Below are 10161 nucleotides of genomic sequence, written 5' to 3'. Positions count from 1 at the left end.
GACTCTTACATCCGCTGGTATAACGAAAAGCGCATCAAGATATCCCTTGGCTCACTCAGTCCTCTCGAATACCGGGAGAGCCTAGGATTTACGGCATAACCCAGTCCAAGATTTACGCCGCACCCCCCGTGGGTCAGATTTCGGTGATACTCAACACGCCATCAAGATATCCCTTGGCTCACTCAGTCCTCTCGAATACCGGGAGAGCCTAGGATTTACGGCATAACCCAGTCCAAGATTTACGCCGCACCCCCCGTGGGTCAGATTTCGGTGATACTCAACACGCCGGCTTTTCCGTCGCCGTAGTACTTGCTCCGGAGGGCGGGGGTGCGGTGGAGGTGACACCGTCTGGAACCTCGATCGAGGGCGCGGCGGCGGCACCCGGATTGCTTCTTGCATTTGCCGCTTGCACCGAAGCGGCGCCGAGGATAACGATCAGCCAGGCAAGTCGATTTTTCATGATCAGAAGCACTCCGTGAAACGGCCTGCGCCGGTGATGATGTCCTGGCAGGTTTGCGGCTTCGCGACGACCTTGCGTACAGGAGCCTTGACTTGCACAGCCGGTTTGGCGGCTGCAACCGGCTGCTGCAGCAGGGACTGCTTGGTTGCGCCTTCGGTGAGCGCCGGCGTCACGTCGACCTGATTGCGCAGTACCAGAGCGAGCTCGCCGACGTTGCGGGCAAGATCGAGTTTTTCCGCCTGTTCGGGGATGACTTCCAGCGTGACCGCATTGACGACTTTGGGACGCATGTCGTTCTGGCTCGATTCCTGGGCGATCGCAAGCACCAGAATGCGCTCCAGGACCAGCTTCGAAATGCGCTGTTCTCCGCGCGGCTGAGGCGAATCGTCTCTTGCATGCGCCTCGTTCTGGGTGCTGACGAGTATGTCGACGAAGTTGCCGGGCAGGGCGAATCCTGCCACGCCTATCACATCGTTCACCCGCACCGTCATGGCACGCTTTCCTTCCGCAACGACGGCTGACAGGCCGCCGGCGGCGCCGGGTACGGCAAGCCGGGCTTCCACTATCGGCTCGCCGCGCACGAAGCTGACGCGGGCCACCCGGCTGTCCAGCTTTTTCATGTCGGTGAAGCTGCCGGCCGGTATGCTGTCGGCCGGCCATTCCACCAGCCTCAGCATGTCGGCGGTGAGTCTCGTGCCGGGATTGATATCGCTGTTCGCCACCGCAATCCTGTTGAGACTGAGCTGGGCCGGACGCGACATCCAGGTCGAAGCCAGCAGCACCGTACCCAGCGCCGCAAGCAGGGACAGGGCAATCATCAGCCAGGCTTTGGATGTCTTCGTCATGACAATACGGCCCTTCCTCGTTGCCGTGACCGTACCTGTGGTAGCGGCCGCGACAGTGGTTAGCAATTAAAACCGCGCGTGAAACCTGCCTCGGCGCACGATGCAGCGCGCAAGGTTTAAGCGTTGAATATTCAAGAACGTTTTGCAGAGCGCGCGAGGGTGATGGGAAGTCAGGTTCCAATTTCCCCGTCATGCAGCGAAAGTTTGTCAAATGTGCCGTGCCGAAGGGCAGGGCACCGCGCTGCTGTTCTGCCTGCTGCCAAATTCCTATAAACCCAGCCAGTCCGAGTAGCCCAGCTTTACAAATGAGAGACAAGCCAATGTGCCGCAGGTGATTGCAACTGCATACGGCACTCGCCCTGCGCTTTTGGGCGCATGCTTGAAGGACGGAATTCTTCCTTCGATCACTGCATGCATGCTGTTGACCGCCATGATGCGCACGTTCGCAAACATGCTGATGAGGCTTCCGTTATGGAGCGTGACGCCGATGATCAGAAATCCGCCTGCTGCCATCGTCAGCACAATGCAAACCAGTGTCATCTCGGCTCCAAGGAAGGCACCGACCATTGCCATCAGCTTGACATCGCCTGCTCCCAGCGCACCCATTGCATACATCGGAAGCAGAAGCAGCAGGGCAAGTCCCATTCCCTTCAATGCGGCCGACAAACCGAGGGCTCCGGGCAGCATGCTGGCGAAGCCATTCCCCTGCGGCAGCGCGCTCTGCAACAGAAGCGCGCATGCCGTGCCGGCGAACACCAGCACATTTGGAATGCGCCGATGCCGAAGGTCGCTCCAGGTGGCAGCCACGAGCAGACTGCACATCAGTAACAGCACACCTGAAGCGATGAGTTGGGGACTGGGCGATGCCATGGGCGAGCTCCCTGCTTGCGTATGGGATGAGTGAAGGCTAGCGATGACAGGTCATGCCATCGTCAGGAACACTGCGTCCACGTATATGTTTGGTTAGTGCCTTTTATTACCAAAGCGATGCCATTAAATACGCCGCAGATATTAGTACCCAGCAGACGTACTCCAACGATCACAACCATGGCAATCAAAGCTGCCAGCAAACCATACTCGACTGCTGCTGCGCCTTCTTCGTCTTTCAGAAACCTGATTAGTGCATTCATGTTGCGCTCCCTTTTATTAATTGGAAAAGCCTTGCAGATTGAATGACGGTGCGAGAAGGGCTAAGCGCAGAAATTTCTTGCTGGAAGTCAGTTGCCTGCTGGATAACCCTGAGCTCAGTGTTACGCATTGGAAAAGGCAGTTTTTGAGGCGAATCAAGCCTAATTAGATTTGTTACTGGATGTAACGACATGACGTTTCGCAAAGTTTCCTTACGAAAACTTTAAGTGGAATATCCTCTGTATTTATTGCGTCGTCTTCTTAAAAATGGAATGAACCGGGCCAGGCGCCGAGGCTGTGTGACCGCGTGATCGCATGGCTCTTCGTTGCTGATCACGCGAACGTGAGCAGCAGATGCGTTACCGGAGGGGGAACGAGGACGGCGTCGATCGCAGCCATTTCGACATTTCGAACGCCGGAAAATATGTCGGCGGCCTGCAGAAGAGGCCGCCGTCTATGTTGACGATGTCTTAGAAATCCAGAGAGGCCGACACAACCAGCGTACGAGGCGCGCCTTGTACCAGGTATCCCGCGCCTGGATAGCCGCCGGCAGATGCCCAGTAACGCTTGTTGCCCAGGTTTTCGATCTGGCCGCGCAGCGTGACCGCCTGCTTGCCCAGCATGGTGACGTAACGCAGGCCGGCATCGAAGCGCGTCCACGCCGGTACATTCCGGGTATTGGCGGCATCGGCATACTGCGATGCGGTGTAGACGACGCGGCCGTTCAGCGCCAGGCCGCTGATGCCCGGCACATTCCATTCCGCACCAAGATTGGCCTGGACGTCGGGAACGCCGATGGCGTCATTGCCGTCGTTGGTGCCGAGCACGGTACGCTCCTGCTTGGCATCGAGCAGCGTCACGCCGCCGAGCACGCGAAGGCCCCGGACCGGCATGCCGTACACGGAAAGTTCCAGGCCCCGGTTCTTCTGCTCGCCGTCGATGCCGAACAGGTTGGTAGCCGAATTGAGCAGGCCCAAAGGCTGGCTGGTGGTGAACAGCGCCGCGCTCATCCCGTAGCTGCCGGCGTCATACTTCGCGCCGATCTCCTTTTGACGCGAGCGGTAGGGTTCGAACACCTGGCCGACATTGCTGGCGGTACCGCCGGCGACAGGCCCCATGGTCAACGCTTCGATGTAGTTTGCATAGAGTGAAAGATTGTTGGTGGCCTTGAATACCACGCCCGCCATCGGCGTCACGGCACTCTTGTCGTAGCTGGCCGTGCCTGCACCGGTAGTGTAGTCGTAGCTGTCTTCACGGATGGTCTGGCGGCGCGCACCGACCGTGACCAGCAAACGGCCGTCCGCCAGCGCCAGCGTGTCGGCCAGTGCGAAGCTCGACAGTCCGGTCTTGCGGGTCAACAGCGGATCGGACAGCACGCCGCCTAGAACGGCGGTTGCTGCCGGGGCAGGGGAGGCGATCGGTGCGTACAGGTTGGAGGCGATGCCGTTGAAGGTGCTCAGCGCATAGGCATTGCGCGACTCGGCCCGGAATGCCGATGCACTCGCGCTGAGCGTATGCCCGATCGAACCGGTGCGCAGTTTGGCGCGAACGCCGACTTCGCCGGTGTAGACCGTATCCTTGCGGGCATTGTCGAAGCGGTAGGTGAGGGTATCGCCTGCGGCATTGATGACTTCCGGATTGGCGAGGGAATTGTTTTCCCTGCCGCGCCTTGCGCCGGCCGCTGCCCAAGCGGTGATGTCCTGGGACAGATCGAATTCTCCGCGCACGGTGCCGAAGACATCGCGTTCGTCCGAATATGACCAGGGCTGCGTGTAATTGGCCGATGCCCGCGGCGCCGATGGTACTGCCACGCCGTCGGCGACATCGACGCTCGGGCGCGCACGGTCCAGCTTGTGATTCTGATAGCCGATATCCGCCGAGAGCCGGAAATCACGGTTGCGGTGATCGAGTCCGATGGCCAGCACGTCGAGCCCGCGCCGTTCGTCGTCGATCGCCGTATCACCCTGGCGGTGTGCGGCATTGAGCCGTATGCCGGTGCTTCCGTCGGGGCCGAAGCGGCGGGCAGCGTCGGCGGCGATATATTTCTGGCCGCCGGTGTCGATGCCGACCGTGGCCTGCGTCAGCGGGTCGTTCGGCGCACGCTTGGGCACGAGGTTGATCATGCCGCCGATGCCGCCGTCTCCCGGCGCGGCGCCGTTGAGAAAAGCGTTCGCGCCGCGGAACACTTCGACCCGTTCCAGCAGTTCCGTGGCGACGAACTGCCGCGGCAGCAGGCCGTAAAGGCCGTTGTACGCCATGTCGTCGGAATTGACCGGGAATCCGCGGATGACATACAGCTCCTGGTAATTGCCGAAGCCGCGCGCCACCCGCACGCCGGGGTCGTTCTGCAGGACATCGGCCACACTGCGCGCCTGCTGGTCCTGGATCAATGCCTGCGTGTAGCTGGTGCTGCTGAAGGGCGAATCCATGTTGTCGACATTGCCCAGCAGGCCGAGCCGGCCGCCCCGGGCGACTTGGCCGCCGGCGTATTCGGCGGGCAAGCCGCCGGATGACGCATCGGCAGAAGCCTTGACTTGCACCGTGGGGAGTACCGTGTCGCCGGCGCCTGGTTCGGCGGCTGCCTGTGCCAGCGCAATGCCGGAGGTTCCTGCAGTGCCGCAGAAGGCAAGCGTGACAGCCAGGCTGACGGAAGATTTCTTGAACCGGGGAGTGTGCATGGGATGTCGGCTTTCAGTAACGTAAATATAATGCGAATCATTCGTATTTAGATTAAACTATAATGATCGATGTTACAAGCCATTGATGAAGCATAAGACGGGGGACTGCCTTGCCAGACCTCTTGTATTTACTGATTGCCATCCTTGCCCCAAGACCCAACCTATGACCGCCACATCTCTTCGCCGCTGGGCCTGGATACACAAGTGGAGCAGCCTCGTCTGTACAGTTTTCATGCTGCTGCTATGCCTGACCGGCCTGCCGCTGATCTTTCATCATGAGATCGGCCATCTGCTGGGCACTGAAGTCGAGGCGCCGGCCATGCCGGCCGATGCGCCTCGAATCAGCCTGGATCGCGTGCTGGAGGTGGCCAGGGCCCAGCATCCCGGCAAGCAGGGCATGTTCGTGTCGCAGGAGCCGGACGACGACCGGGTCTGGTATGTGACCTTGTCGGACACGCCCACCTCCGACACGAATCTCAAGCAGGTCGCGGTCGATGCCCGCACCGGCGCGGTGCTGGCCGAACCAAAACTGGACGAGGGCTTCATTCACGTGATGTTCAAGCTGCATGTCGATTTGTTCGCGGGACTGCCGGGTACCTTGTTCCTCGGCTTCATGGGATTGCTGCTGTTCGTGGCCATCGTTTCGGGCACGGTGCTTTACGCTCCCTTCATGCGCAAGCTTGAGTTCGGCACGGTGCGGCGCGCCAACTCCGCACGCATCAAGTGGCTGGACCTGCACAACCTGCTAGGCATCGTGACGCTGGTATGGGCCAGCGTCGTGACGCTCACCGGCGTGATCAATACGCTCGCCGATCCGCTCATCGACCTGTGGCGCTTCGATCAGGTCAGCGAAATGGTTGCGCCGTACAAGGGGCAGCCGCTGCCTTCCCAATTGGGATCGCTGCAGCAGTCGGTCGATGCGGCAATGGCGCTGGAGCCGGACATGAAGATCGGATTCATTGCATTTCCGGGCACTACCTTCACCAGTCCGCATCATTACGGTGTCTTCCTGCGGGGGGAGTCTTCGCTGACATCGCGGCTGTTCAGGCCGGTGCTGGTCGATGCACAGAGCACGCAGGTCACTGACAGCCGCGACTTGCCCTGGTACGTGACGGCACTGCTGATATCGCAGCCCCTGCATTTCGGAGATTACGGCGGCATGCCGATGCAAATTCTCTGGGCCTTGCTCGATATCGCGACCATTATCGTGCTCGGCAGCGGCCTTTATCTTTGGCTGCGTCGACGCCGGCGCAGCGCAGAACTCGCCTTGCAATCCGAAGCGGCGCCGATCGAGGCCCGTCAGGCAGCCGTTGCGGGGAGTGAAGCAAAATGAAGCCGTCATTCATCCGGACTTGGGGCTGGCCGTTGATTATCGGCCTGCTGACTCTGATCGGGCTTGTCGCCGCACTGGTGGCTGACGGCTTCTGGGACTTGCTGTCGGCGGCGGCGCTTGGCATCCCCGTCGTCGTGTCGGTCTGGCATGGGGCAGGTTGGGGGCGCAGACGGGAACCATCTCGTCGCGACCCGGCTTAACGGCCCAGGAGAACTGAAGATCGAAACAGGGGTTAGCCGCTGTCCGGTTCGGCGTGCACAAATCTTTTAAAGCGAGACGGGATTAGCGCAAGAACTTCGAGGCGGTTTTTTCGCATGTCAATAAGGCGTCAGATGCGGCGGCCGGCAAGGACAAGGCGGCCAACTGCACTAAAATGCGTGGATATCCTCCTGTACCTCATCGGAGTGTGCAGGTTTCAGGTCTGGATGCCTATCGTGATCAAGGAGCCTCATGAATTTGATGCAAATTATCGACATGATTCTTCATGTCGATAAATCCCTCGGTTTGGTGATTCAGCAATACGGCACGCTGGCCTACGTGTTCCTGTTTGCCATCGTGTTTTGCGAAACCGGACTCGTATTGCTGCCGTTTCTGCCGGGCGACAGCCTTTTGTTCATCGGCGGCGCCTTCTCCGCGACCGGCGCAATGAATTTCTGGATACTGATGGCACTGCTGCTGGTCGCCGCAATCGGCGGCAACACCCTCAATTACTGGATCGGTGGTGCAGTCGGTCATCGCGCATTTACCCGCGATTACCGGTGGCTCGACAAGGCGGCGCTAATGCGCACGCATGCCTTCTATGAAAAGCACGGAGGCAAGACCATTATCCTGTCGCGCTTCATTCCTGTCGTGCGTACATTTGCACCGTTCGTGGCGGGGGCGTCCGACATGAATTTCTCCAAGTTCCAGCTGTTCAATGTGACAGGCGCCTTTGTCTGGGTAGTTGGTCTGGTGACCGGCGGCTATTTCTTCGGCAATACGCCCGGCATCCAGGAACATTTGAATACGATCGTTCTGGTTGGCATTGGAGCGGCAATCGTTCCGCTTGCAATCGGCGCCTTGTGGAAATTCGTGCACAAGCGTGTCGCCAATTGATCAGGCGCGGCACTGCGGGGCATGCATTTTTCATCCTGTCCCGCTCCTTTAAGTGCTATCTTCAAAATTGGCTAGAATTATCGTTATGTAAAATTAAATGGAGCATCAATACATCTGTCGCTTTGTTTTCTCCATTCTGGTCCTCCGTTAGCCAAGGCCGCTCCTTACAGAACTCTGTCTGTCCCGCCAGCGACATGGGAATGGCTGCCACGCGCCTGCCTGTCGCGTGGCGTATGCCTGGACAAATAAGCACCGCCTGCTGATCCTGAATCATCGATGACTATTGTCGATGCACTTGTCCTCGTATTTCTCCGGAAGGGAATTTCGTGGTGTGAACATTTGCGTAGCCGGTGCCGGAGCGGATCGCTTTGACCAGCGCAGCGAAATCACCGGGCTGTATGTTCTGAGGTTCCGGGCCTACGACCTGGTTGGCCATGATGGTGCCGCTGACCGTTCCTTCACCCTCCGGACAAGCCTGCGTTCCAGCCGGGCCATTGCCAAGGTTCGAACAAAAGAACATCATGATTCCGCCCGCCACATGACGTTGTCCGAAGTGAATATGGGCTTGAGTCACCGGGCTGGTAAGTCCCGAATAAGACAAGGTGTAATTGAGACTGCCTCCGCCCTCATCAATGGACAACTCGAGCTTTCCGTTACCTTGAGAAAAAATGGCGAGCGGTACTTCATTGAACCCGCTTAACGAAGCCGAAAATTGTGAAGCCGGGCCGGAATTGCCGCCATTGTCAGCCCAGGCATTTCCGGCTGCGAAGACAAGTGCCGCGCATGCCACTCCAACAGATTGTCGAATCATGATTCACCTCGCATTCTTGCTTTTAAACGTCGTCCCCTTGCTTAATGCGCATAGTTTGTTGATTGATAATCATCGGTAATCGGCCAGAGCGAATGCGGCAATAAAACATGGCCGGCAAGCACGGCAGCAAATGCCATCGGATGTCGAGGCCGGGAATACCAACTACACAGGTTCCGATGTCAGCTTAGTCAGCGATTTCATTAAAGGCTAGAGAAAGATCAATTAGCTTAATTCGGGCCGCCCTTTCATTCTTGCCCGGGCCGCCTGGAGCAGGTGTGAAGCATCGTCTAGGCATACTTGGCCGTCAGCCCCCCGTCGACGACCAGTTCAGTACCGGTGATATAGCGGGCCTCATCGCTGGCAAGAAACAAGGCCGCGTTGGCAACATCCCATGCGTCCCCCATCTTCCCCATCGGCACCTGGCGGGCACGCGCTGCACGTGCGGCGTCCAGGTCATCGGAAAACTGCTTCGCAACCGTTTGCGCTATCCGCGGTGTGTCGATCAGCCCGGCGATGATGGTGTTGCATCGAATCCCCAAGCCTGCATGTTCAAGGGCCAGCATCTTGATGAAATGAATGGTTGCCGCCTTCGTCACGCTATAGGCAAGATGCGGATAGCCAACGTACCGGATGCCCGCCACCGACGAGGTCGCCAGGATCACGCCGCGGTTCTGCCGGCGCATGTCCGGAAGGACCGCGCGGCTAAGGTGGAACAGGCTGTCGACATTCACCGACTGCACCCGCTGCCAATCATCAAACGTGATGTCGGTCGGACCACCGACCTTGCCGATGCCGACATTGTGATGCAGCACATCGATCGATCCCCACGCGGCGCGGATCTCCTCGGCCATGGCCGAGACAGCGTGCGGATCGGAGACATCGGCCGCCAGCGCCATGCACTGCCCTCCCTCACTCTCGATAATGGCTGCAGTCTCCCGCGCCGCTTCTGCCGAGATGTCGACCGCCACGACCCTTGCGCCGGCACGTGCATAGTTCACGGAGCATGCCTTGCCGATTCCCCAGCCCGGCGCCACCGAGCCTGCGCCGGTCACGACTACTACACGGTTTTCAAGTTTCATTGCGGTCCCAATCCGACAGTCATTCCGCCGCAGACATACAGCACCTGCCCGGTGACGAAACCGGCGCGGGCATCGCTGAAGAAGGCTACGGCATGGGCGATATCGTCCGGCGTGCCCAACCGGGCAACCGGAACGCCCTTGATGATTGCCTCCGTTCGCGGGCTGTCGGCCGGATTGACGGCATGAAACAATTCGGTGCCGATCGGACCCGGGCCAACGGCATTGACCGTAATCCCGCATGGTGCAAGTTCCAGTGCCCAGGTTCGCGTCATGCCGTGCAGTCCCGCCTTGGTGGCGGCATAGGCCGTGCGCAGCTCCTTGCCGAGCGCAGCCCGGCTGGAGATGTTGACGATCCTGCCATGCCGCGCCTGCTTCATGCGAGGCAATACCGCCTGCGTGCACTGCAGTGTGCAGCCGAGATTGAGCGCCACTACCGCTTCGAGGTCGGCATGCGTGGTTTCTTCGATGGAGGCCGGCCGCACGGTCCCGACATTGTTCACCAGGACCGCCACATCGCGCCCGCCGGTCAGCGCTTCCAGCGCGCGTGCAGTGTCCATGCGGTCTGCGAGATCGGCCTCTACGAAGATTTCATCTTCAATCAACTGCTTCGGCGCTTGCCGGTCCACCGTCAGCAAGCCGAACCCGTCAGCGGCAAGGCGCTTGGCGATGGCACGGCCAATGCCGGCTGCGGCACCGGTCACGAGAGCCCATCCTTTGTCCGGATTGTTCATG

At 59.5% G+C, this 10161-nt stretch carries 12 protein-coding genes; 4 read left to right on the top strand and 8 right to left on the bottom strand.

From position 1 onward, the window contains the following. The coding region (locus tag IGW03_RS17445) for an IS3 family transposase (RefSeq protein ID WP_194722984.1) at nt 1-99 on the top strand (99 nt) is incomplete at its 5' end. A 178-nt stretch (nt 100-277) separates the two neighbouring features. On the opposite strand, the gene IGW03_RS17440 is transcribed toward IGW03_RS17445, so the two are convergent. From IGW03_RS17440 to IGW03_RS17420, 5 genes are all read right to left on the bottom strand, one after another. After that, nucleotides 278-460, bottom strand: coding sequence for a hypothetical protein (locus IGW03_RS17440; RefSeq protein WP_194723843.1), 183 nt, complete (start codon nt 458-460; stop codon nt 278-280). Between the two features lie 2 nt (nt 461-462). Then, nucleotides 463-1305, bottom strand: coding sequence for a Flp pilus assembly protein CpaB (cpaB, locus tag IGW03_RS17435; protein WP_194723842.1), 843 nt, complete (start codon nt 1303-1305; stop codon nt 463-465). Between the two features lie 267 nt (nt 1306-1572). Then, a complete protein-coding gene (locus IGW03_RS17430; protein WP_194723841.1) occupies nt 1573-2175 on the bottom strand; it encodes an A24 family peptidase in 603 nt (200 codons plus the stop codon). A gap of 62 nt (nt 2176-2237) precedes the next feature. Continuing rightward, the gene (locus IGW03_RS17425) at nt 2238-2435 is read right to left on the bottom strand and encodes a Flp family type IVb pilin (RefSeq protein ID WP_194723840.1); all 198 of its coding nucleotides are present in this window, start codon (nt 2433-2435) and stop codon (nt 2238-2240) included. 468 nt (nt 2436-2903) lie between these two features. Next, nucleotides 2904-5111: a TonB-dependent receptor gene (locus tag IGW03_RS17420; protein ID WP_194723839.1), complete on the bottom strand. Its 2208-nt coding sequence runs from the start codon at nt 5109-5111 to the stop codon at nt 2904-2906. 163 nt (nt 5112-5274) lie between these two features. Between IGW03_RS17420 and IGW03_RS17415 the strand changes: the two genes are divergently transcribed. The 3 genes from IGW03_RS17415 (at nt 5275) to IGW03_RS17405 (ending at nt 7539) form a co-directional block, all read left to right on the top strand. Beyond that, nucleotides 5275-6444, top strand: a complete 1170-nt coding sequence (locus IGW03_RS17415; protein WP_194723838.1) for a PepSY-associated TM helix domain-containing protein — start codon at nt 5275-5277, stop codon at nt 6442-6444. Next, nucleotides 6441-6644, top strand: a complete 204-nt coding sequence (locus IGW03_RS17410) for a hypothetical protein (RefSeq protein ID WP_194723837.1) — start codon at nt 6441-6443, stop codon at nt 6642-6644. Before IGW03_RS17415 ends, IGW03_RS17410 begins: the two co-directional genes overlap by 4 nt. A gap of 250 nt (nt 6645-6894) precedes the next feature. Beyond that, nucleotides 6895-7539 (top strand): VTT domain-containing protein, encoded by a 645-nt coding sequence (locus tag IGW03_RS17405; RefSeq protein WP_194723836.1) that lies wholly within the window; start codon nt 6895-6897, stop codon nt 7537-7539. Between the two features lie 280 nt (nt 7540-7819). On the opposite strand, the gene IGW03_RS17400 is transcribed toward IGW03_RS17405, so the two are convergent. The 3 genes from IGW03_RS17400 to IGW03_RS17390 form a co-directional block, all read right to left on the bottom strand. Then, the gene (locus IGW03_RS17400; protein ID WP_194723835.1) at nt 7820-8350 is read right to left on the bottom strand and encodes a CHRD domain-containing protein; all 531 of its coding nucleotides are present in this window, start codon (nt 8348-8350) and stop codon (nt 7820-7822) included. Between the two features lie 287 nt (nt 8351-8637). After that, on the bottom strand, nt 8638-9429 hold the full coding sequence (locus IGW03_RS17395) for an SDR family NAD(P)-dependent oxidoreductase (protein WP_194723834.1): 792 nt from the start codon (nt 9427-9429) through the stop codon (nt 8638-8640). Beyond that, on the bottom strand, nt 9426-10160 hold the full coding sequence (locus IGW03_RS17390) for an SDR family oxidoreductase (RefSeq protein WP_194723833.1): 735 nt from the start codon (nt 10158-10160) through the stop codon (nt 9426-9428). The genes IGW03_RS17395 and IGW03_RS17390 overlap by 4 nt, the downstream gene beginning before the upstream one ends. Nucleotide 10161: the final 1 nt, after the last annotated feature.

The organism is Noviherbaspirillum malthae (genome assembly GCF_015352985.1).
Classification (GTDB): domain Bacteria; phylum Pseudomonadota; class Gammaproteobacteria; order Burkholderiales; family Burkholderiaceae_D; genus Noviherbaspirillum; species Noviherbaspirillum malthae.
The sequence above is the reverse complement of the archived record's forward strand: the minus strand, read 5'-3'. Positions and strand labels throughout refer to the sequence as shown.

Bases quoted from the DNA above. Each gene is read 5' to 3' on its own strand.
- IGW03_RS17440 (WP_194723843.1), bottom strand. From the start codon at position 460: ATGAAAAATCGACTTGCCTGGCTGATCGTTATCCTCGGCGCCGCTTCG.
- IGW03_RS17405 (WP_194723836.1), top strand. From the start codon at position 6,895: ATGAATTTGATGCAAATTATCGACATGATTCTTCATGTCGATAAATCC.
- IGW03_RS17420 (WP_194723839.1), bottom strand. From the start codon at position 5,111: ATGCACACTCCCCGGTTCAAGAAATCTTCCGTCAGCCTGGCTGTCACG.
- cpaB (WP_194723842.1), bottom strand. From the start codon at position 1,305: ATGACGAAGACATCCAAAGCCTGGCTGATGATTGCCCTGTCCCTGCTT.
- IGW03_RS17425 (WP_194723840.1), bottom strand. From the start codon at position 2,435: ATGAATGCACTAATCAGGTTTCTGAAAGACGAAGAAGGCGCAGCAGCA.
- IGW03_RS17400 (WP_194723835.1), bottom strand. From the start codon at position 8,350: ATGATTCGACAATCTGTTGGAGTGGCATGCGCGGCACTTGTCTTCGCA.
- IGW03_RS17390 (WP_194723833.1), bottom strand. From the start codon at position 10,160: ATGAACAATCCGGACAAAGGATGGGCTCTCGTGACCGGTGCCGCAGCC.
- IGW03_RS17415 (WP_194723838.1), top strand. From the start codon at position 5,275: ATGACCGCCACATCTCTTCGCCGCTGGGCCTGGATACACAAGTGGAGC.
- IGW03_RS17410 (WP_194723837.1), top strand. From the start codon at position 6,441: ATGAAGCCGTCATTCATCCGGACTTGGGGCTGGCCGTTGATTATCGGC.
- IGW03_RS17395 (WP_194723834.1), bottom strand. From the start codon at position 9,429: ATGAAACTTGAAAACCGTGTAGTAGTCGTGACCGGCGCAGGCTCGGTG.
- IGW03_RS17430 (WP_194723841.1), bottom strand. From the start codon at position 2,175: ATGGCATCGCCCAGTCCCCAACTCATCGCTTCAGGTGTGCTGTTACTG.